21 protein-coding genes are annotated in these 20355 nt (G+C 67.1%); 10 read left to right on the top strand and 11 right to left on the bottom strand.

All coding sequences use genetic code 11. The features are described 5' to 3' along the window. Positions 1-314 precede the first annotated feature (314 nt). From AB0D04_RS02535 to AB0D04_RS02525, 3 genes are all read right to left on the bottom strand, one after another. Entirely contained in the window at positions 315-1574 is a 1260-nt protein-coding gene (locus AB0D04_RS02535; RefSeq protein WP_362698518.1) for an MFS transporter, read from the bottom strand. Between the two features lie 77 nt (positions 1575-1651). Further along, the gene (locus AB0D04_RS02530) at positions 1652-2734 is read right to left on the bottom strand and encodes an inositol-3-phosphate synthase (RefSeq protein ID WP_362698515.1); all 1083 of its coding nucleotides are present in this window, start codon (positions 2732-2734) and stop codon (positions 1652-1654) included. Positions 2735-2781: 47 nt separating this feature from the next. Continuing rightward, a complete protein-coding gene (locus tag AB0D04_RS02525; RefSeq protein WP_362698512.1) occupies positions 2782-3456 on the bottom strand; it encodes a PadR family transcriptional regulator in 675 nt (224 codons plus the stop codon). Positions 3457-3817: 361 nt separating this feature from the next. Between AB0D04_RS02525 and AB0D04_RS02520 the strand changes: the two genes are divergently transcribed. Together AB0D04_RS02520 and AB0D04_RS02515 are read left to right on the top strand one after the other, a co-directional pair. Beyond that, entirely contained in the window at positions 3818-6478 is a 2661-nt protein-coding gene (locus AB0D04_RS02520) for a transglycosylase domain-containing protein (protein WP_362698509.1), read from the top strand. Positions 6479-6617: 139 nt separating this feature from the next. Beyond that, positions 6618-8108 (top strand): glycosyltransferase 87 family protein, encoded by a 1491-nt coding sequence (locus AB0D04_RS02515; protein WP_362698506.1) that lies wholly within the window; start codon positions 6618-6620, stop codon positions 8106-8108. A gap of 82 nt (positions 8109-8190) precedes the next feature. Here the strand turns inward: AB0D04_RS02515 and AB0D04_RS02510 are convergent, their stop codons facing one another. From AB0D04_RS02510 to AB0D04_RS02500, 3 genes are all read right to left on the bottom strand, one after another. Next, positions 8191-9222 (bottom strand): alanine racemase, encoded by a 1032-nt coding sequence (locus AB0D04_RS02510; protein WP_362698504.1) that lies wholly within the window; start codon positions 9220-9222, stop codon positions 8191-8193. Between the two features lie 78 nt (positions 9223-9300). Next, entirely contained in the window at positions 9301-10422 is a 1122-nt protein-coding gene (locus AB0D04_RS02505; RefSeq protein ID WP_362698501.1) for a peptidoglycan bridge formation glycyltransferase FemA/FemB family protein, read from the bottom strand. A 130-nt stretch (positions 10423-10552) separates the two neighbouring features. Beyond that, entirely contained in the window at positions 10553-10870 is a 318-nt protein-coding gene (locus AB0D04_RS02500; protein ID WP_362698498.1) for a hypothetical protein, read from the bottom strand. A gap of 230 nt (positions 10871-11100) precedes the next feature. On the opposite strand from AB0D04_RS02500, the gene rpsF reads away from it, so the two are divergent. The 4 genes from rpsF (at position 11101) to rplI (ending at position 12889) form a co-directional block, all read left to right on the top strand. Beyond that, positions 11101-11391, top strand: a complete 291-nt coding sequence (gene rpsF, locus AB0D04_RS02495) for a 30S ribosomal protein S6 (protein WP_003978891.1) — start codon at positions 11101-11103, stop codon at positions 11389-11391. An 82-nt stretch (positions 11392-11473) separates the two neighbouring features. Continuing rightward, complete coding sequence (locus tag AB0D04_RS02490) at positions 11474-12076, top strand: single-stranded DNA-binding protein (RefSeq protein ID WP_362698495.1); 603 nt, start codon at positions 11474-11476, stop codon at positions 12074-12076. Between the two features lie 111 nt (positions 12077-12187). Continuing rightward, positions 12188-12424, top strand: a complete 237-nt coding sequence (rpsR, locus tag AB0D04_RS02485; RefSeq protein WP_003978893.1) for a 30S ribosomal protein S18 — start codon at positions 12188-12190, stop codon at positions 12422-12424. 18 nt (positions 12425-12442) lie between these two features. After that, positions 12443-12889, top strand: coding sequence for a 50S ribosomal protein L9 (gene rplI / locus AB0D04_RS02480; protein WP_362698492.1), 447 nt, complete (start codon positions 12443-12445; stop codon positions 12887-12889). A gap of 88 nt (positions 12890-12977) precedes the next feature. On the opposite strand, the gene AB0D04_RS02475 is transcribed toward rplI, so the two are convergent. Next, positions 12978-13844: a trypsin-like serine protease gene (locus AB0D04_RS02475; RefSeq protein ID WP_362698489.1), complete on the bottom strand. Its 867-nt coding sequence runs from the start codon at positions 13842-13844 to the stop codon at positions 12978-12980. A 39-nt stretch (positions 13845-13883) separates the two neighbouring features. Beyond that, the gene (locus tag AB0D04_RS02470) at positions 13884-15221 is read right to left on the bottom strand and encodes an MATE family efflux transporter (protein WP_362698486.1); all 1338 of its coding nucleotides are present in this window, start codon (positions 15219-15221) and stop codon (positions 13884-13886) included. Between the two features lie 465 nt (positions 15222-15686). Between AB0D04_RS02470 and dnaB the strand changes: the two genes are divergently transcribed. Next, positions 15687-17159, top strand: a complete 1473-nt coding sequence (dnaB, locus tag AB0D04_RS02465; protein ID WP_362698779.1) for a replicative DNA helicase — start codon at positions 15687-15689, stop codon at positions 17157-17159. Between the two features lie 137 nt (positions 17160-17296). Here the strand turns inward: dnaB and def are convergent, their stop codons facing one another. Then, the gene (gene def / locus AB0D04_RS02460) at positions 17297-17992 is read right to left on the bottom strand and encodes a peptide deformylase (protein ID WP_362698483.1); all 696 of its coding nucleotides are present in this window, start codon (positions 17990-17992) and stop codon (positions 17297-17299) included. 111 nt (positions 17993-18103) lie between these two features. Here def and AB0D04_RS02455 point away from each other — a divergent pair, with 111 nt between their 5' ends. From AB0D04_RS02455 to AB0D04_RS02445, 3 genes are all read left to right on the top strand, one after another. After that, positions 18104-18682: a winged helix-turn-helix domain-containing protein gene (locus tag AB0D04_RS02455; RefSeq protein ID WP_362698480.1), complete on the top strand. Its 579-nt coding sequence runs from the start codon at positions 18104-18106 to the stop codon at positions 18680-18682. 78 nt (positions 18683-18760) lie between these two features. Continuing rightward, positions 18761-19099 carry a hypothetical protein gene (locus AB0D04_RS02450; protein WP_362698477.1) on the top strand — a complete coding sequence of 113 codons (339 nt, stop codon included), beginning with the start codon at positions 18761-18763 and terminating at the stop codon, positions 19097-19099. A gap of 102 nt (positions 19100-19201) precedes the next feature. Next, a complete protein-coding gene (locus tag AB0D04_RS02445) occupies positions 19202-19333 on the top strand; it encodes a hypothetical protein (RefSeq protein WP_362698475.1) in 132 nt (43 codons plus the stop codon). On the opposite strand, the gene AB0D04_RS02440 is transcribed toward AB0D04_RS02445, so the two are convergent. Then, positions 19323-19694, bottom strand: a complete 372-nt coding sequence (locus AB0D04_RS02440) for a VOC family protein (protein ID WP_362698473.1) — start codon at positions 19692-19694, stop codon at positions 19323-19325. The genes AB0D04_RS02445 and AB0D04_RS02440 overlap by 11 nt on opposite strands. Positions 19695-19960: 266 nt before the next feature. After that, on the bottom strand, positions 19961-20203 hold the full coding sequence (locus AB0D04_RS02435; RefSeq protein ID WP_362698470.1) for a hypothetical protein: 243 nt from the start codon (positions 20201-20203) through the stop codon (positions 19961-19963). Positions 20204-20355: the final 152 nt, after the last annotated feature.

Raw genomic sequence — 20355 nt, 5'->3', positions numbered from 1 at the left:
GACTTGACGGTCTTGAAGGACACCCCGGACCGTCGGGCCGGCGGAGGGACCGGAGCCCCTGGGTAGCCGCCGGGCTGGCCGTACGGCGCAGGGTGCGGGGCGTACTGCACGCCGGCCGGACCTTGCGGCTGGCCGTACGGGGCATGGGGAGCTTGCGGATAAGGGCTTTGACCGTACGGCTGCTGACCGTAAGGCGCCTGACCATACGGATCCTGGCCTTGAGGCGGCGTGGCCATGGGATCCCCCGATATTCAGATGTGTTGGCTCATGTAGGACGCCCGTAAAGTGGCCCCCAGGCCCCGAGGGGGCGGTGCCTAACGGCGCCCAAAGCGGATCAATGCCGCGGCGACGATCGCGTAGAGAACGGTCACCACGACAACCAGCGCGACAGACCGTCCGCTCGGCGGCAGTATGAGGGCCGCGACCGCCGCCGCACCGACGAAGGCAACATTGAACAGCACGTCGTAGATGGCGAAGATCCGGCCGCGGAAGGCGTCGTCGACCGACGACTGCACCACCGTGTCCGTGGAGATCTTGGTCCCCTGTGTGCTGAGGCCGAGCACAAACGCGCCGGTGAGCATCGGCTCGGGGGCGAAGAACAGCCCAAGGCCCGGCACCAGCACGGCTCCCATGGCCGCACAGCAGGCAATCCATCGGAACGGGCCGAGCCGATCGACCGCCCAGGGAGTGACGAGAGCGGCCGCGAAGAAGCCCACCCCGGACACCACGACCGTGATCCCGAGCAGGGCCAGGCCATCGGCTTCGGTGTCGGCCCAGGAGTAGCGGCACAGCATCAGCACCGTGACCAACAGGGCTCCGTAGCAGAAACGGATCACCGTCATCGCCGTCAGGGCGCGGGTGGGTGTGTGCCGCTCCTTGAGGTGGCGCAGGCCGTCCACAAGTCCCCGCGCGGTACTCAACAGGGCTTCCCTCAGGTGCGGTTGGAGCCGGGAAGGGTCGGGCCCGAGGAGCTCCGGCGCCATGCGCAGGGCAGTGAGGGACGAACAGAAATAAAGGGCCGAGCCAAGCAGCACGACGAAGGCATCCACATGCGAACCGGCCAGCCGGACGGCGAATGCCAGCCCGCCGCCGGCCGTTGCGGCCAGTGTCCCGGCCGTGGGGGCGACGGAGTTGGCCATCACCAGCTGCTGTTCGCCGTCGACCACGCGGGGCAGCGCGGCCGAAATTCCGGCCAGAACAAAGCGGTTCACGGCCGTCACGGAGAGGGCCGAGGCGTAGAAGAGCCAGTCGGGGACATGGGTCACGATCAATGCGGCCGTCGCGGCGGCCAGCAGTGCGCGCAGCAGATTTCCGTACAGCAGCACCTGGCGGCGGCGCCAGCGGTCGAGCAGTACTCCGGTGAACGGTCCTAGGAGGGAGTACGGCAGCAGCAGGATGGCCATGGCGGAGGCAATGGCTGCAGGCGAGGTCTGCTTCTCGGGTGAGAAGACGACGTATGTGGCGAGCGCGACCTGGAAGACGCCATCGGCAGCCTGGGACAGGAGCCGTACGGCAAGGAGGGAACGGAAGTCGCGTAGCCGGAGTAATACGCGGAGAACGCGCACTGCATGCATGGCGCACAGCCTCACACAGGCCGCAGGCCCCCGGGGGGAATTCCCGGGGGCCTGCGGAGGAGGGTGTGGCGAACGCCTTAGCGCTCGACCTCGCCCTGGATGAACTTCTCGACGTTCTCCCGCGCCTCGTCGTCGAAGTACTGCACCGGCGGGGACTTCATGAAGTACGAGGACGCCGAAAGGATCGGGCCGCCGATGCCCCGGTCCTTCGCGATCTTCGCGGCGCGCACGGCATCGATGATGACACCGGCGGAGTTCGGGGAGTCCCAGACCTCGAGCTTGTACTCCAGGCTCAGCGGAACGTCACCGAACGCGCGGCCTTCGAGGCGGACGTAGGCCCACTTGCGGTCGTCCAGCCAGGCCACGTAGTCCGACGGGCCGATGTGGACGTTGTCCTCGCCCAGCTCGCGGTCCCTGATCTGGGAGGTGACGGCCTGCGTCTTGGAGATCTTCTTGGACTCGAGGCGGTCGCGCTCGAGCATGTTCTTGAAGTCCATGTTGCCGCCGACGTTCAGCTGCATCGTGCGGTCCAGGACGACGCCCCGGTCCTCGAAGAGCTTGGCCATCACGCGGTGCGTGATGGTGGCGCCGACCTGCGACTTGATGTCGTCACCGACGATCGCGACACCGGCCTCGGTGAACTTGTCCGCCCATTCCTTGGTGCCGGCGATGAAGACCGGGAGGGCGTTGACGAACGCAACCTTGGCGTCGATGGCGCACTGGGCGTAGTACTTCGCGGCGTCCTCGGAGCCGACAGGGAGGTAGCAGACCAGAACGTCGACCTGCTTGTCCTTGAGGACCTGGACGATGTCGACCGGGGCCTCAGCGGACTCCTCGATGGTCTGGCGGTAGTACTTGCCCAGGCCGTCGAGGGTGTGACCGCGCTGGACCGTTACGCCGGCGTGCGGCACATCGCAGATCTTGACGGTGTTGTTCTCGCTGGCGCCGATGGCGTCCGAGAGGTCGAGGCCGACCTTCTTGGCGTCGACGTCGAAGGCCGCCACGAACTCGATGTCACGCACGTGGTAGTCGCCGAACTGCACGTGCATGAGGCCGGGCACGCGGCTCTTCGGGTCGGCGTCCTTGTAGTACTCGACGCCCTGTACCAGCGAGGCGGCGCAGTTGCCCACGCCGACGATGGCTACGCGAACCGAACCCATTCCGGTTGCTCCCTGTGTTCTCGATGAGGTCCTGGCGCTGCAGGGCCTCATGTGGTGGTGTCATCGGACGGATCCGGCCGGGTACCACCCCGGTGCCGGGGCAGGCCGCCCGCATCTTCTGACTTCTTGTCCTGCTCTGCGGGATCCGGTACGCGCTGATCGCGTCCGGTGCGCTCACTCTCGATGAGCTCGTTCAACCAACGGACCTCGCGCTCCACAGACTCCATGCCGTGACGCTGAAGTTCGAGGGTGTAGTCGTCCAGCCGCTCGCGGGTCCTGGCCAGAGAGGTGCGCATCTTCTCGAGGCGCTCCTCCAGCCGGCTGCGCCGGCCTTCCAGCACACGCATCCGGACATCCCGCGACGTCTGACCGAAGAATGCGAAGCGGACGCCGAAGTGCTCGTCCTCCCACGCATCCGGTCCGGAGTGGGCGAGCAGCTCCTCGAAGTGCTCTTTGCCCGCTGCGGTCAATCGGTAGACGATTTTCGCCCGGCGCCCTGTGAGCGCCGCGGCGGGCGCGCCCTCCGGGGCGTCGCCCGTCTCCTCGATGAGCCAGCCGCTCGCGACCAGCGCCTTGAGGCAGGGGTAGAGGGTGCCATAGCTGAACGCCCGGAAGACCCCGAGCGAGGTGTTGAGCCGTTTTCGCAGCTCATAGCCGTGCATCGGAGACTCGCGGAGCAGACCGAGGACGGCGAACTCGAGGATGCCGGAACGTCTGCTCATCCTCCGCCTCCTCGGCCCGGTGCGTTCTTTATCTCGTGCTGATGTATCGACTCGATACATCCAGACGATAGAACGGTGACCCGAATGGAACAAGCGGGGGTGCGGTGAACGGCATCACATCACCGATTCGCTCTACGTGGCCTGACTGATTTGGAGTGAATTTCAACCCTGGGCAGGTTTTGGCGGTGCGTAGTCTGTGCGGCATGCAGACTGCCGGGAACCGCGGGCCCATATTTGGCGTCCTCGTCCCCGGTGTAGTGCGGCCCTCACCCCACGAGTGGGCCGCACATCGGGGGGACCTGAAGACAACTGCCGCCTTCAGGCGACGAGAAAGCGCGCCTGCCCGAGGAGTAACCGTTCCATGAGCGAGCACCGTCGCAAACCGCCGCAGCCGCAAGGTGGCGGACGTGCCGCGGCCCGACGCGCCGCACAGCAGTCATCAGGGCGTCGTGCCGCGCCCTCACGTGGCTCTGCTGCCGGTCCTCCGCCCAGTTCCGATCCGCATGATCAGGAGCAACCGTTCGGTGGACGCGCCGAGGCCCGCCGGGCCGCGCAGCGCGGCGGCCGCCGGCGGGCACCCGATTCCGCTGCGATGGCCGGTGGTGGGTCCGGCAGTCATGGCGGCGGCGGCCGTCGTGGCGGTGGTGGCGGAGGCGGGCCGGAAGGAGGCCGAGGGCGCGGACGCGGCAGCGGGAAACCCGCCAAGAAGCGCTTCATCGACTATCCGCGCGCCAATCGCAGTGGCTGGCGCCGCTTTGTGCCGTCGTGGAAGCAGGTTGCCAGTCTGTGTGTCGGTTTCACCGGCCTGATCGTCGGAGCGGCCGGTGTTGCGCTGGCCATGGTGACCGTTCCCAACGAAAACGACGCGGCCCGAGCGCAGAACAACGTCTACCTCTGGTCCGACGGCTCGGTCATGGCCCGCGATGGTGAGACAAACCGACAGAACATCACGATAGGCGATATTCCTCCCTCTATGCAGAATGCGGCGATCTCTGCGGAGAACGCGTCGTTCCGCGACGACTCGGGTGTGGACCCCATGGGTATCGCGCGTGCCCTGGTCAACATGGCCAAGGGCGGCGAGACCCAGGGCGGGTCGACCATCACTCAGCAGTACGTCAAGAACGCGATGCTGAGCCAGGAGCAGACCCTCGACCGCAAGTTCAAGGAGCTGTTCATCTCGATCAAGGTCGGCTGGCGGATGTCCAAGGACGAGATCCTCCAGGGGTACCTGAACACCAGCTACTACGGTCGCGGCGCCTATGGGATCCAGGCAGCGGCTCAGGCGTACTACAGCAAGGACGCAAAGGACCTCGAACCGGACGAGAGCGCCTTCCTGGCGACCGTGCTCAAGGGCGCCAACCTCTACGACCCGGCAGGCGGAACCGGCCAGAACGCCACCCGGGAGGCGAACACCAAACGGGCCAAGGCGCGGTGGACCTGGATCCTCGACCGCGAGGTTGCCAATGGCCACATGACGAAGAAGGACCGGGCCCAATACCCGCTGGACAAGTTCCCCACGCCCAAACAGCCGAAGCCGGTGGCCAGCAAGAGTGGCCAGATCGGCTACTTGATGGACACGGCGAAGAAGTATGTGCTGAAGCACGCGGCGGGGGACCTGAACGAGGCCAAGTTCGACAAGGGCGGATACACGATCCGTACGACCTTCGACGAGAAGAAGACCAACCAGCTCGCGGCCGCGGTGAAGAAGGTCAACAAGCGGTACATCGACCCGGACAAGCGCGCCAAGGACAAATACGTCCAGTTCGGTGGTGCCTCCGTGGTGCCGGGAGATGGCAAGATCGTCGCGCTCTATGGCGGTGAGGGCTACGACAAGGGACACTTCAGCAACAACGCCGACACCTACGGTGTGCCGGTCGGCTCGACGTGGAAGCCGTTTGTGCTTGCGGCCGCGATGAAGTACGGCACCGTCAAGAGCAATGGTCAGGGGATCTCGCAGGCGAGCCATTACAACGGCAATGACCATCTCAAGGTAATGAAGGCCGATGGCAGCTATGTGACGAAGCGGGACAACTCGCCCTTCTTTCAGGAGAACGAGAGCGCCCATCGCTGGGGCTATATCCCCTTGACCAAGGCGATGGAGCAGTCCGTGAACACCCCGTTCGTCCAGCTCGCGATGGATGTCGGGATGGACAAGGTCAAGGAAACGGCAGAGCTGGCGGGTATCTCGAAAGAGAGCTTCGACAAGAACCTCAACCCGTCGTTCGCCCTGGGCACCTCCACGCCGAGCGCGATCCGGATGGCCGACGCCTATGCGACCTTCGCCAACTCGGGGGAGAAGTACGAGCCGTATTCCGTGACCCAGCTGACGTACAAGGGCGAGAGCAAGGCGGGATTCGAGAAGCCCAGGTCGGAATCGGCTATTGATCCCCAAATCGCCGACAACGTGACCAGCGTGCTGCAGAACGTGATCAAGAACGGTACAGCGAAGGACGCCCGTCGACTGGGCAAGCCGGCCGCGGGCAAGACCGGTACCACTGACGAGAACAAGTCGGCCTGGTTCGTCGGCTACACCAAGAAGCTGTCGACGGCCATCACGATGTTCCGTGAGGATGCGCAGAATCCGCGTCAGCTCTCCATGAACGGTGTCGGTGGCTTCGACTCGATCCACGGTGGCGCACTGCCCACCGAGGTGTGGACCGAGTACATGCTGCAGGCGATGAAGAACGTCCCCGCGGAGCCGTTCCCGGCTGCCGTGCCCATCGGCGAGCGAGTGGACGAGGCGGGCATGCCCTCTCCGACGCCCACTCCCACGCCGTCGGAGACGCCGTCGGAATCCCCGTCCGAGACACCGAGCGAGTCCGCCTCCCCGGGTGACTCGCCGAGCCCCTCCCCGAGCGATACCTGCTCCAGGTGGGACATCAACTGTGGAGACAACGGTGGCGGTATGGGTAACGGCGGAGGCAATGGTGGCGGACCTGGTGGTAGCACCGGAGGCGACACAAGTCCGACGCCTGATCCCACCGACGGTGGTGGCATCTTCGGTGGCCCCAGCGGCAGCTAGCGACCATGACCGCGAGATGTTTCACGTGAAACACGCAGACTGTTTCACGTGAAACATGGACTCATGAAGCCCCCGACCCGGGATGACCGGGCGGGGGCTTCGCCGTCTTCGGCCGAGGCCTGTACGGCAGGATGGGGCCATGACGAGCGTGCGACAGGACGAGCCTGTACGGCCGACGAAGCGGGATGAGGTGGCGGCGGCCGGGAGCGAGCTGATCGGAGGGCCGATCGGTCGGCGCGCGCTGCTCGGGACGAACTGGCTGACACCGGTGCGGGTCATCGCGCTGGTCGCCATCGGCATGTTCGCACTCGGTATGGTCCAGAAGCTGCCCTGCTACAACGGCGGGTGGTTCTTCGGCGCCACGACCCAGTACACCCACGCCTGCTATTCCGACATTCCCCATCTCTATGTGGGGCGGGGTTTCGCCGACGGGCTGATCCCGTATTTCCAGCGGCTGCCCGGCGACATGGAGTATCTCGAGTACCCCGTCCTGACCGGTCTCTTCATGGAGGTCGCCTCGTGGATGACCCCGCACCCGGGATCGATCCAGGAACGCGTACCCAGTGAGCAGATCTACTGGCTGGTCAATGCCGGGATGCTGATGGTCTGCGCCGCCATCATGGCGGTCTGCGTGGCCCGTACCCACCGTCGCCGTCCCTGGGACGGTCTGCTTGTCGCCCTGGCGCCGGCCTTCGCCCTCACCGCCACCATCAACTGGGACCTGCTGGCGGTCGCCCTGACCGCTGCGGGAATGCTGATGTGGTCCCGCAGCCGCCCGCTGACGGCCGGCGTCCTGATCGGCCTGGCGACCGCCGCGAAGCTGTACCCGGTGCTGTTGCTGGGGCCGCTGCTGGTGCTGTGCTGGCGCGCGGGAGCGTGGCGGGCGTACGGCAGAGCCACGGCCGGGGCGGTGGCAGCCTGGCTCGTGGTGAATCTGCCGGTGATGATCACGCACAATGCGACCGGATTCCACATCCGGGAGGGCTGGGCGAAGTTCTACACCTTCAGTCAGGAGCGGCCGATCGACTTCGGCTCGCTCTGGCTCCTGATTTCGCAGCGCACCGGGAACCCCCTGGAGAATGCCAACACCTATGCCACGCTGCTGATGATCGTCGGTTGCGGCGTCATCGGACTGCTGACTCTCTATGCACCACGGCGGCCGCGCTTCGCGCAGCTCGCGTTTCTTGTCGTGGCGCTGTTCATCCTCACCAACAAGGTCTATTCGCCGCAGTACGTCCTGTGGCTGATCCCGCTTGCCGCCCTGGCCCGCCCGCGCTGGCGGGACTTCCTGATCTGGCAGGGCTGTGAGGTCATGTACTACCTGGGGATCTGGATGTACCTCGCCTACACCAGCAACGGCGACAAGCACCAGGGGCTGCCGCCGGAGGGCTATCAGCTCGCCATCGTGCTGCACCTCCTGGGCACGCTCTACCTCTGCGCCGTGGTCGTACGGGACATCCTGATGCCGGAGCGCGATGTGGTGCGCAGGGACGGTGACGATGATCCGTCCGGCGGTGTGCTGGACCGGGCGCCCGATGCGTTTGTGCTCGGCCAGGCCGCTCACGAGCCGCGGCACGCGGCGCACTTCCAAGAGGCTGCAACGGTGCGCTGGGGCGCGGTACGGAAGTAGGCCTCGGTCGGCGGATACGTATCGGGCCCCGTGCCGCAGAGGATGTCTGCGGCACGGGGCCCTTGGCGTTACGGAGGACGGCTCAGCGGTCCACGATGCGGTCGAACTGGGTGGTGGTGTGCCGCAGATGGGCCACCAGCTCCTCGCCGACCTGCGGCTCGGGCGCATCCGCCGGTACGAACAGGATCGACACCTGCATGTGCGGCGGCTCCGCGAACCAGCGCTGCTTACCGGCCCATACATATGGCGCCAGATTGCGGTTGACGGTCGCCAGACCCGCCCGGGCCACGCCCTTGGCACGGGGCATCACCCCGTGCAGCGCCTTGGGCGACTCCAGGCCCACGCCGTGCGACGTGCCGCCGGCCACCACGACCAAGTAACCGTCGGAGGCCGCCTTTTGCTGGCGGTAGCCGAAGCGGTCACCCTTTGCGACACGGGTGACATCGAGGACCGAGCCGCGGTACTCGGTGGCCTCATGGTCGCCGAGCCACAGATACGTGCCGATCCGCGCGCGGAAGCGGGTCTGCGGGAACTGCTGCTGGAGCCGGGCGAGCTCTTGGGCCTTGAGGTGGCTCACGAACATGGTGTGCAGCGGGAGACAGGCGGCGCGCAGCCGGTCCATCCAGCCGATGACCTCCTCGACCGCGTCGGACCCATCGGTGCGGTCCAGCGGCAGATGGATCGCAAACCCTTCGAGCCGGACGTCCTCGATGGCCGCGGCCAGCTTCGGCAGGTCCTCCGGCTTGACGCCGTGCCGCTTCATGCTGCTCATGACCTCGATGACGACCCGGGCGCCGACCAGGCCGCCGACACCCTCGACCGAGGAGACCGAGCGGATCGCCCGGTCCGGCAGCGGCACCGGCTCCTCGCCGTGCCGGAAGGGGGTCAGGACGAGCAGGTCGCCGCTGAAGAAGTCCTTGATCCGGGCCGCTTCGTAGGTCGTACCGACCGCGAGAATGTCGGAACCCAGGCGGGTCGCCTCTTCGGCGAGGCGCTCATGGCCGAAGCCGTAACCGTTGCCTTTGCAGACCGGGACCAGCCCGGGGAACTGCTGGAGCACGCTCTGCTGGTGTGCCCGCCAGCGCGCGGTGTCGACGTAGAGAGTGAGCGCCATGGCCGGGCCCGGGACCTTTCTCGTAGCTGGGTGTCTCAGGGTACGAACGGTGCGGTGGAGCTGTCGGCGTTGCGCAGGCTATCGGCGGTACGACATCGCGATGTCGAACGCCTTCTGCATGAGCTTGTTGAGCGGGAAGTCCCACTCGCCGAGGTACTCCGCTGCCTGCCCACCGGTGCCGACCTTGAACTGGATCAGGCCGAAGAGATGGTCGTTCTCGTCCAGGGAGTCGCTGATGCCGCGGAGGTCATAGACCGAGGCGCCGAGCTTGTAGGCGTCCTGCAGCATCTGCCACTGCATTGCGTTGGAGGGGCGGACCTCCCGGCCGATGTTGTCGGAGGCGCCGTAGGAATACCAGACGTGCCCGCCGACGACCAGCATCGTCGCGGCGGAGAGGTTTACGCCGTCGTGCCGCGCGAAGTACAGCCGCATGCGGTTGGGGTCCTCGGTGTTGAGGGCCTTCCACATGCGCTGGAAGTAGCTGAGCGGCCGCGGCTTGAACCGGTCACGCTCCGCGGTGATCTCGTAGAGCCGCTGCCATTCGGCCAGATCGTCGTAACCGCCCTGGACGACCTCGACGCCAGCCTTCTCGGCCTTCTTGATGTTGCGGCGCCACAGCTGGTTGAAGCCCTTGTGGACCTCCTCCAGGGAACGGTCTGCCAGCGGCACCTGGAAGACATAGCGGGGCTGTACATCGGCGAATCCGGCGCCGCCCTCCTCGCCCTGCTGCCAGCCCATGCGGCGCAGCTGGTCGGCCACCTCGAAGGCGCGCGGCTCGATGTGGGTCGCCTCCACGTCGCGCAGGCGCTTGACGTCCTGGTTCTGGATGCCGGCCTTGATCGCCGCGGCGTCCCAGCGCCGGATGATGACCGGCGGGCCCATCTTCACGGTGAAGGCGCCCTGCTGCTTGAGGTGCGTGAGCATCGGCTGCAGCCAGTCCTTGAGGTTCGGCGCGAACCAGTTGATGACCGGGCCCTCGGGGAGATAGGCGAGGTAGCGCTTGACGCGGGGGACCTGGCGGTAGAGGACCAGACCCGCGCCGACCAGCTCGCCGCTCGTGTCGAACCAGCCCAGGCTCTCCGACCGCCATTCGGCCTTGACGTCCGCCCAGGCAGGGACCTGCATGTGGCTGGCCGCGGGCAGGCTCTGGATGTATGCCAGATGCTGCTCTCGACTGATGGTCCTCAGGGTCAGGGTCATGCGGGGCGCTCCTCGGCAGGTGTGTCCCCATTGTCGGGGCTCCGGCTCTCGCGCCGAAGCCTACTGTGACCGGGGAGCGCCCCGACTGGGCCGTGCAGGCACGGGCCCGTACGGCTCCTGATCCGTTGTGCTAACCGATGATGCCGCCGAAGAGGCCGCCGTGTGCCAGGCCGAGGTAGAAGCCGAAGGCCGCTGCCCCGAGCCCGATGATCAACAGGAAGCGTTCGCCCGTCGTCGACGAGATGAACTGGCCCCAGAGGCCGGTGCCGATTCCGACCAGGCCGACCCAGGAGCTGAGCAGGTGCAGGCTGGGGGAAAGAGTGGCGAAGGCGGCGATCGCGCCGAGGACTACGGTCACGACGGCGAGGGTGTTCTCGACGGGATGAGCCTGACCGTCGCTGTTGAGCAGCGAGATCAGGCTGCGCTGGGTCCTTACTGCCTGTGCCATACGGCACCTCCGATGACAAGGCGGCGCACTGTAACGCCGCTCACACCCGTTGTGTTCCAGGTTGAGGGGTGTACCCCTCGGATTTCAACCGGAAGGCCTGCGGCAGGTACTCTGTACGATCTGCGCCTCTGTCTGTCCGGATACTCCGGCCGGGCTCGGTGCGGAACGCATCATGACCCTCCTGCCACGGAACGACCGTGGCCGCTGAGTCCAAAGGAGGTGGGTTCTACATGCGTCACTACGAGGTGATGGTCATCCTCGACCCCGATCTCGAGGAGCGCGCTGTCTCCCCGCTGATCGAGAACTTCCTCTCCGTCGTCCGTGAGGGCAACGGAAAGGTCGAGAAGGTCGACACCTGGGGCCGTCGTCGTCTCTCGTACGAGATCAACAAGAAGCCCGAGGGCATCTACTCGGTCATCGACCTGCAGGCCGAGCCTGCGGTCGTCAAGGAGCTCGACCGTCAGATGAACCTGAATGAGTCGGTCCTTCGGACCAAGGTCCTCCGTCCCGAGACCCACTGAGCGCGCAAGCGTCCAGCGGTAACCGGGTTCGAGTAGCAGCAACACCAGCAGCCAGCAGCACACCCGCCGAGAGGTTCCCCTAATGGCAGGCGAGACCGTCATCACGGTTGTCGGCAATCTTGTCGACGACCCCGAGCTGCGCTTCACCCCGTCCGGTGCGGCGGTCGCGAAGTTCCGCGTCGCGTCCACCCCCCGCACCTTCGACCGTCAGACCAATGAGTGGAAGGACGGCGAGAGCCTGTTCCTGACCTGCTCGGTGTGGCGTCAGGCGGCGGAGAACGTCGCCGAGTCCCTTACGCGGGGTACCCGCGTGGTCGTGCAGGGCCGCCTCAAGCAGCGGTCGTACGAGGACCGCGAGGGCGTGAAGCGCACGGTCTACGAGCTCGACGTCGAGGAAGTGGGCGCGAGCCTGAAGAACGCCACGGCCAAGATCACCAAGACTGGTGGTCGCGGTGGCCAGGGCGGCGGCTTCGGCGGCGGTCAGCAGGGCGGCGGCCAGGGTGGCGGCAGCTGGGGCGGAAGCCCCGGCGGCGGTCAGCAGGGCGGCGGTGCTCCCGCCGACGACCCGTGGGCGAGCAGCGCTCCTGCCGGCGGTGGCCAGCAGGGTGGCGGCGGTGGCTGGGGCGGTGGCTCCGGCGGTTCCGGCGGTTCCGGTGGCGGCTACTCGGACGAGCCGCCCTTCTAGGTCCGTACAGCCGGCGCGTCTCCGCGTTGTTTCACGTGAAACAACGTCGTGGAACGGCCGGGGGCCTTGAGGGCGTCAGCACAAACTTCTTGAACTCACTGGAGAGAGACAATGGCGAAGCCGCCTGCTCGCAAGCCTAAGAAGAAGGTTTGCGTGTTCTGCAAGGAGAAGATCTCCTACGTTGACTACAAGGACACGAACCTGCTGCGGAAGTTCATCTCCGACCGCGGCAAGATCCGTGCCCGCCGAGTCACCGGCAACTGCACTCAGCACCAGCGTGACGTCGCCACGGCCGTGAAGAACAGCCGTGAGATGGCGCTGCTGCCCTACACGTCCACCGCGCGATAAGGGAAGGGTGACCGACAAATGAAGATCATCCTCACCCACGAGGTCTCTGGCCTCGGCACCGCCGGCGACGTCGTTGACGTCAAGGACGGGTACGCCCGTAACTACCTGGTCCCGCGTGGTTTCGCGATCCGCTGGACCAAGGGTGGCGAGAAGGACGTCGCGCAGATCCGTCGCGGTCGCAAGATCCGCGAGATCGCCACGATCGAGCAGGCCAATGAGGTCAAGGGCCAGCTCGAGGGCGTCAACGTGAAGCTGGCCGTGCGTGCCGGCGACGCGGGCCGCCTGTTCGGCTCCGTCACCCCGGCCGACGTCGCCTCGGCGATCAAGGCTGCCGGTGGTCCGGACGTCGACAAGCGTCGTGTCGAGCTCGGTTCGCCGATCAAGACCCTGGGCGCGCACCAGGTGTCCGTGCGTCTGCACGCCGACGTTGTTGCGAAGCTCGGCGTCGAGGTCGTTGCCGCGTAATCGCAGCACCACAGCACAACGCTGAAGGGCCGTACCCCTCACAAGGGGGTACGGCCCTTCGCCGTGCTCGGGTGAGGCAGGCCGGGGATCAGTCCATGTCCTGGGCGTGCTTGTACAGCTCGGCGACGTCGTCGTCGAAGTACGCGGCGTAGGAGACATCGTCCTCGTCGCCGCCGCCTTCATGGCCGCCCAGCACACCGATGACCGTGCCGGTGTGGCTCTTGGGGTCGTAGTCGGCCAGCCAGGGGCTGCCGCTGGTGCCGCCCTCGAAGTCGGTGCACTGGATGCGCAGCTGGGTGTTGCTGAACTTTGTGGTGCGGTTCTGGCAGGAGATCGGGGTATTGCGGCTGGTGGGATAGCCAGTGATCTTGACCTCGTTGTCGAAGCCGCGGTCGATGCCGAGGGTGTTGCCGCCGAGGACGTCCTGGATCTGCGTGCCGTCGTTCTTGTCGAGTATGAGGAAGGCGACATCGAGGTCCTCATCCTGCGACTTGGCCCAGCGGTGGTCGACGATCACCTTCTTGACCTTCCACAGGCCGGTGGGCTCTTTGCCGTTTCGGTAGTCGGGGGCGAAGACGAGGTCGTCCACCGTGGTCCCGGCGTCGGCATCGAAAGCGCAGTGTGCGGCGGTGATCAGCATGTTCCGGCCGGGGCTCTGCACGACGCTCGCGGTGCAGAAGTGGTCGCCGCGGTCGTCCTTCTCGAAGACCACGCCGACCCGGGCGTTCTGCTCTGTTCTGCGCGGGGTGTAGGCGCTGCCGTCGTCGGCCGGGGCCGTCGCGGCGGGGTCCTGGTCCTGGGGATCCTGGCCCGATTCGCCGGACTTCCCGAAGCTGCTGCGGCCGCCGTTGCTGTTGATCGAATCGGCGTCCTCCGTGGCGTAGCCCACCACAGCGGCTGTCACGATGACGAGGAACGTCAGGGGCAGGACGGATTTCCTGGCGAGGGCGCGCACAGGGTCATTATCGACAGCCACTCGCGGTTACGGGACAGTTCAGCGGGAGGCCCCGGTCACAATCCACCGGCCGGAGCGGGTGCGCAGCCAGAGCGTCAGCATGCGCACGGTCATCATCAAAGCCATCGCCCACCAGAGGGCGACCAGTCCACCGCCGAGGGCGGGCACGGCCAGCGCCACCGGCGCGAACAGGGCGAGCGTCACCACCATCGCCCGGGCGAGATACGGGCCGTCACCTGCGCCCATGAGGACGCCGTCGAGTATGAAGACGACGCCGGAGATCGGCTGGGTGAGCGCGACGACCAGGAGTGTGGCCATCAGGGGACGGTGGACGGCGGGGTCGGCACTGAACAAGGGGATGAACAGCGGTCGGGAGAGCGCGACCAGCACCCCGAGGACCAGGCCGGAGGCGATGCCCCACTGGACCATGCGGCGGCAGGCGGCCCTGGCGCCGTTGCGGTCGCCCGCACCGAGACAGCGCCCTATGATCGCCTGGCCGGCTATGGCTATTGCGTCCAGGGCGTAGGCCAGCAGCGACCAGAGTGTGAGCACGATCTGGTGGGCGGCGATCTCGGCGTCACCGAGGCGGGCGGCGACGGCGGTGGCGATCATCAGCACCGCGCGCAGGGAGAGGGTCCGCACCAGCAGCGGGACGCCGGCCTGTGCACAGGCGCGTATCCCCGCCGCGTCGGGGCGGAGCGAGGCGCCGTTGCGCCGTGCCCCGCGGATCACCACGGCGAGGTAGGCGGCGGCCATGCCGCACTGGGCGATGACGGTGCCCCAGGCGGAACCCGCGATGCCGAGGCCGGCACCGTAGACCAGAGCCGCGTTGAGTGCGGCGTTGGCGGAGAAGCCGCCGATGGCGACGTACAGCGGGGTTCTGGTGTCCTGGAGGCCGCGGAGCACGCCGGTGGCGGCCAGCACGACGAGCATCGCGGGGATGCCGAGGGCGCTGATGCGAAGGTAGGTGGTGGCGTACGGGGCGGCGGTGCCGGAAGCGCCGAAGGCCTCGACGAGCCCGGGGGCGGTGGGCAGTACGGCGGCGATGACCGCGGCGCCGAGGAGAAGGGCGAGCCAGATGCCGTCCATGCCTTGTCGGATGGCGGCGGGGAGATCGCCGGCGCCGACCCTGCGGGCGACCGCGGCGGTGGTGGCGTACGCGAGGAAGACGAAGACGGAGACGGCGGACAGCAGCAGGGCGCCGGCGATGCCGAGGCCGGCCAGCTGGGGGGTGCCGAGGTGGCCGACGACGGCGCTGTCGACCATGACGAAGAGCGGTTCCGCGACGAGCGAGCCGAAGGCCGGCAGGGCGAGGGCGACGATCTCGCGGTCATGGCGGCGGTGGGCGCGCCGTGGCGTCGCGGGAGCCTGTGTCATGCGGGCAATCTAATCTTCCACAGGTAAGAGATGCAACCGCCTTGTGATCCTTACTTTCCGCTGTGCGGAGTCCTCGTCTGCGTGCCGTTTATCGTGATCTTGAACGGGTCGCCGAAGTTTTTCTCCCCCACAGGCTATGGATGAGAAAGTTGCAGGTCAGGGGCGTACGGGCGGGGTGATTGTGTGCTTGTCCACAGTAGTTTCCCCCGGCCCGTGCACAGGATCCGGGGACTTCTCCACAGCTAGAGGCCCGTCATCCACATGGCCTGTGGATAACCAGATTGGCGGACGGTGCCCGCGGGCCTACCGTTGTCCGGCACCCGCCGCCTGTTCCGGTCCGAGACCTCGTCCGAACTCGACGCGCCGTAACCGGAAGTCGGGCGTCTCGATTGTCAGAGCTGTGCCGTAAGAAAGAAGAGCACAGCAAGGTCCGCGTCGCGGACGGGAGGAGGTGCCGGGGTGAGTATGCCCGAGCCCATGGAGGACCCCTGGGCGGACTCCGGTCCGAGCGACCGGCTGCCGGCCCCCCGCTCCCGCCGAGGCGACGGAAAGGGGCGTGGCCGCGGCGACCGCCAGGACCGCGGCGACGATGACGGCGGCTCCTGGGCAGGTGGCTTCGAGCGGGTCCCCCCGCAGGATCTGGACGCGGAGCAGTCGGTGCTGGGCGGCATGCTGCTGTCCAAGGACGCCATCGCCGACGTCGTCGAGGTCCTCAAGGGCGAAGACTTCTACCGCCCCGCCCATGAGCTGGTCTTCCAGGCGATCCTCGACTTGTACGCCAAGGGCGAGCCGGCCGACCCGATCACCATCGCGGCGGAGCTGACCAAGCGCGGCGAGATCGGCCGGGTCGGCGGCGCCTCGTATCTGCACACCCTCGTCCAGTCCGTGCCGACGGCTGCGAACGCCGAGTACTACGCGGAGATCGTTCACGAGCGGGCCGTGCTGCGCCGGCTGGTCGAGGCCGGCACCCGGATCACGCAGATGGGATACGCCGCGGACGGCGACGTCGACGAAATCGTCAACAGCGCACAGGCGGAGATCTACGCCGTCACCGAGCAGCGGACCAGCGAGGACTATCTGCCGCTCGGCGACATCATGGAGGGCGCCCTCGACGAGATCGAGGCGATCGGCTCGCGCCAGGGCCAGATGACGGGTGTGCCCACCGGCTTCACCGACCTGGACTCCCTGACGAACGGCCTGCACCCGGGCCAGATGATCGTGATCGCGGCCCGTCCCGCCATGGGTAAGTCGACCCTTGCGCTGGACTTCGCGCGGGCCTGTTCGATCAAGAGCAATCTGCCGAGCGTCATCTTCTCGCTCGAAATGGGGCGCAACGAGATCGCGATGCGTCTGCTGTCCGCCGAGGCGCGGGTGGCGCTGCACCACATGCGCTCCGGCAGCATGACGGACGAGGACTGGACGCGGCTGGCGCGCCGGATGCCGGATGTCTCGGCCGCGCCGCTCTACATCGACGACTCGCCCAACCTCTCGATGATGGAGATCCGCGCCAAGTGCCGCCGGCTCAAGCAGCGCAACGAACTCAAGCTGGTCGTCATCGACTATCTGCAGCTGATGCAGTCCGGCGGCTCGAAGCGCGCTGAGAGCCGTCAGCAGGAGGTTTCGGACATGTCCCGAAACCTCAAGCTGCTGGCGAAGGAGCTGGAGCTCCCGGTCATCGCGCTGTCCCAGCTCAACCGTGGCCCCGAGCAGCGCACGGACAAGAAGCCGATGGTCTCCGACCTGCGTGAATCCGGTTCGATCGAGCAGGACGCCGACATGGTCATCCTGCTGCACCGCGAGGATGCCTACGAGAAGGAGTCGCCGCGCGCGGGCGAGGCCGACCTGATCGTGGCGAAGCACCGTAATGGTCCTACGGCGACGATCACCGTGGCGTTCCAGGGGCACTACTCGCGGTTTGTGGACATGGCGCAGACGTGAGGTCTCGGGCGGCTTGGTCTCGCTTCGCGCGGCGCGGTCTCACGCGATCTTGCCGCTGACGGCGCCCGTAGGCTCACACGCCCCGTGTCGTCATCGCGGCCGTCGGCGCGCGCCAAGGGGAGTCCCTCCGGGCTCGCTCAGTCGTGTGGGCGCTTGCGGTCTTCTCCAGCGACGGTGACCAGGCGGGCGGCCTTGATCGCGCGTTGGGCGAAGACATCCTCACGGCGGTCCGCCATCTGCCGCAGCGCATCTTTGCGGTCCCGCTTGGAGAGCCGGTCGAGATACGTGTGACCGAAGAGGTGGTCGGTCTCGTGCTGCAGACACCGGGCGAAGTAACCCTCCCCCTCGATGACGAGAGGGTTGCCGTCCTTGTCGAACCCGCGGGCGACGGCACGATCGGTGCGGGGAACCGCCATGGTGGCGCCAGGCACGGACAGGCAGCCCTCGACGTCGTCAACGAGCCGGCGGCTGCCCGGATCGGGCTGGTCCAGAACCGGGTTGATGATGTGGCCGACATGCCGGATTCCGTAGTCGTCCGGACAGTCGTACACGAACAGCCGCAGGCCGACGCCTATCTGGTTGGCAGCCAGGCCGGCGCCGTCGGCCACATACATCGTCAGGAACATGTCGTCGATCAGGCTCGACAACTCGGGGGAGCCGAACTCGGTCACCTCCTGGCACGGACGGCTCAGAATCTCCTCACCCACCACCGTGACCCGGCGCACCGAACCCCGTTCCGCCTCCGGCGGCAGAGCCGGACAGGAGTCGACCGGGCGGCCTTGCACACGGACTCGCCGGTCGATGGGACGGGACCGCTCGTGACGAACAGACATCGCTGTCTCCCCTTCTGCGCACGCCACAGATGCCGCGGACGTCACCGCAGCCTGATGCCTTCGAGTAAGGACCGCTTGCAAGCCTCTTTGCAAAGTAGCAGACTTTGCAAAGTGACTCAGGATGACGTCAACACCCCGCACGACCAGCCGGGCAGCACCGGCGAAGAATTGCGCGAGCACGAGGTCCGCACGGCCCTGCTGGACCTGCTCGCCGAAGTGGGCACCGTCACGGCGACGGAAGCCGCCTCCCGGCTGGGCTACAGCTCTGGCCTCTGCTCATTTCACCTACGGCAGCTCGCACGTCACGGATACATCGAAGAGGCCCCCCACAGCGGGGGCCGCGCACGCCCCTGGCGCATGAGGCAGCGAACTCCCGCTGCCGGCAAGTCCACAGCGGAGCAGTTCGGCGACTTGGCCCGAGGGCTGGAGGACGAAAGCTGGCAGCGATGGCTGACCCAGCGAGATGAGGCACCGTCCGAATGGCGCCATGGCGAGGCCTTCAGTGCCGTCGCCTACCTGACACCCGACGAGATGAGCCGGGTCGCGGACGCGATCCGACGGGCGCTCGCGCCCTACCAGGACCGCGAACAACGCCCCCTGGCCCGGCCCGATGGCGCTCGGCCGGTGGCCCTCATCACCCGGCTGTTCCCCCTGCTTCCTCATGCGACCGGTGATGCGGACCAGGACTGAGGAGTTGCCGCCGGGCCCGGCAATATCCGGGGACAGGACGGTTGGCAGGCCGCCACGGTCCGAGACAGGAGAGGGGAAATGATGGTGCTGAACAAGAAGGGGTCCCGGCGCATCACCGTTGACGGGATCGAGTACCGCTGGCGGATCCGCAGGAAGCCCTCCTACGTGCAGGGACTCTGCTGGGCACCCATGAGCTACGCGGTCGAGGCAGCCAACGCCAACCAGTCGGGCACGACCTTGATCGTCACCAGCGGCCAGGCCCATCCCACTAACTGGTTGGGTGTCGCGGCAGCGCCCATTCGCCCAGCTGACGTTGCTGCGAGCATTCGGGAAGCGCGGAACCAAGGCTGGGATCCCGACCAGGCCGGTTCTCCGTTCCCGCTCGACCGGTCCGCAGGATTCGTCGCCCAGCCATGAGACACAGCGCAGAAGCTCGGCGCATCCCGGTCGAGCTGCCTCAGGGGCTCCAGGCCTGGTCCGCCGAGCACGAGGAACGCCAGCGATCCTGCGGAATCACGGGTGACGTCCAGCATCCGCACCGGCCAGGTCAGGCAGCAGCATCGTGATCTCCGCACCGTCGAGGACCTCCTCGACGCCATCGAGACCCTCCACGACTGGCTGGTCAGGCCGGGGACGGGGGTCAGCCACTGACCACCAGGCAGAAGGGATGCCCAGCCGGGTCGGTGAGGACCCGCCACCTCTCTTCATGCGGCTGGTGATCCGGTTTGCCGGCGCCCAGCTCGAGCAGCCGGGTCTCGGCCTCGTTCAGGTCGTCGACCGCGAAGCAGAGGTGGAGCTGCTGGGGAACGGTCTGGTCGGGCCAGCTGGGAGCCCGGTAGTCGTCGACCCGTTGAAAGCCGATGAAGAGTCCGTCCGCACGGTTGAGAGCGGCGAAGTCGGCATCGGATTTCGGATGCGGTTCGAGGCCGGTGGCCTGCTGATAGAACGCCGCCAGTGACAGCGGGTCGGGGCAGTCGAGTGTGATCGCGCTGAGTTTCATCTGCGGGGGCATGGCAACTCCGGACCGGTGGGTGAGCTCTCGCGAGGTCAGAGCCTAGAGGCGGCCGCCTGCTTGCCGACCCGACCGACCCGGCCCGACCCGCAGGCCGCCGGCGGCGAGATGAGGGCCCACACGGACGACTGGGTCTCGCCTCGCGGGTGCGGTCTCATGGGTGGCGTTGGTGCAGGTCACGGAGGCAGCAGAGAAAGGGGCCCCGGCGCCGGCCCTGTGGCCGGACACCGAGACCCATTTCAGCTATCTACGCGACTGTCTGACGCTCAGTTGCAGCCCATGCTCGAGCCGACCCCGCCGAACTGCCCACCCGGGCCGCCCTCGCCGTTGAGGATGTTGGCCGCCAGGCCGTTGAGGACTCCGATCTGGTTGAGGACGGCGACGTTCAGGTCGTGCGACCGGCACCAGTTGCCGCCGCCGTGCCCCTCGGCGGAGGCGGTGCCGGCGCCGACGAAGCTGACGCTGCCGAGGATGGCCGCCACGACGGCAGCGTTGCGAAGCTTGCGCATGTGTCCTCCATGGATTGAGCGGATGCGTTCTGTAACAGATCCACTTCGTACAGTTACCGGGAAGATAATATGAAAACTGCCCGCCCGCTCGTCGGGCTGGCATACGGGTCGTCCGGGGTTGGCCACCCGTGGCGCGCAACGCACCGAGTCCG

The sequence above is a fragment of the Streptomyces sp. NPDC048483 genome (assembly GCF_040651455.1).
In the GTDB taxonomy this organism is placed as follows: Bacteria; Actinomycetota; Actinomycetes; order Streptomycetales; family Streptomycetaceae; genus Streptomyces.
The sequence above is the reverse complement of the archived record's forward strand: the minus strand, read 5'-3'. Positions and strand labels throughout refer to the sequence as shown.

Coding starts and splice junctions, on each gene's coding strand:
- AB0D04_RS02510 (WP_362698504.1), bottom strand. CDS start 9,222: ATGGCGCTCACTCTCTACGTCGACACCGCGCGCTGGCGGGCACACCAG.
- AB0D04_RS02435 (WP_362698470.1), bottom strand. CDS start 20,203: ATGCGCAAGCTTCGCAACGCTGCCGTCGTGGCGGCCATCCTCGGCAGC.
- def (WP_362698483.1), bottom strand. CDS start 17,992: ATGTCTGTTCGTCACGAGCGGTCCCGTCCCATCGACCGGCGAGTCCGT.
- AB0D04_RS02525 (WP_362698512.1), bottom strand. CDS start 3,456: ATGAGCAGACGTTCCGGCATCCTCGAGTTCGCCGTCCTCGGTCTGCTC.
- AB0D04_RS02530 (WP_362698515.1), bottom strand. CDS start 2,734: ATGGGTTCGGTTCGCGTAGCCATCGTCGGCGTGGGCAACTGCGCCGCC.
- rpsF (WP_003978891.1), top strand. CDS start 11,101: ATGCGTCACTACGAGGTGATGGTCATCCTCGACCCCGATCTCGAGGAG.
- AB0D04_RS02515 (WP_362698506.1), top strand. CDS start 6,618: ATGACGAGCGTGCGACAGGACGAGCCTGTACGGCCGACGAAGCGGGAT.
- AB0D04_RS02440 (WP_362698473.1), bottom strand. CDS start 19,694: ATGCCCCCGCAGATGAAACTCAGCGCGATCACACTCGACTGCCCCGAC.
- rpsR (WP_003978893.1), top strand. CDS start 12,188: ATGGCGAAGCCGCCTGCTCGCAAGCCTAAGAAGAAGGTTTGCGTGTTC.
- AB0D04_RS02500 (WP_362698498.1), bottom strand. CDS start 10,870: ATGGCACAGGCAGTAAGGACCCAGCGCAGCCTGATCTCGCTGCTCAAC.
- AB0D04_RS02505 (WP_362698501.1), bottom strand. CDS start 10,422: ATGACCCTGACCCTGAGGACCATCAGTCGAGAGCAGCATCTGGCATAC.
- rplI (WP_362698492.1), top strand. CDS start 12,443: ATGAAGATCATCCTCACCCACGAGGTCTCTGGCCTCGGCACCGCCGGC.
- AB0D04_RS02535 (WP_362698518.1), bottom strand. CDS start 1,574: ATGCATGCAGTGCGCGTTCTCCGCGTATTACTCCGGCTACGCGACTTC.
- AB0D04_RS02470 (WP_362698486.1), bottom strand. CDS start 15,221: ATGACACAGGCTCCCGCGACGCCACGGCGCGCCCACCGCCGCCATGAC.
- dnaB (WP_362698779.1), top strand. CDS start 15,687: ATGCCCGAGCCCATGGAGGACCCCTGGGCGGACTCCGGTCCGAGCGAC.
- AB0D04_RS02490 (WP_362698495.1), top strand. CDS start 11,474: ATGGCAGGCGAGACCGTCATCACGGTTGTCGGCAATCTTGTCGACGAC.
- AB0D04_RS02450 (WP_362698477.1), top strand. CDS start 18,761: ATGATGGTGCTGAACAAGAAGGGGTCCCGGCGCATCACCGTTGACGGG.
- AB0D04_RS02520 (WP_362698509.1), top strand. CDS start 3,818: ATGAGCGAGCACCGTCGCAAACCGCCGCAGCCGCAAGGTGGCGGACGT.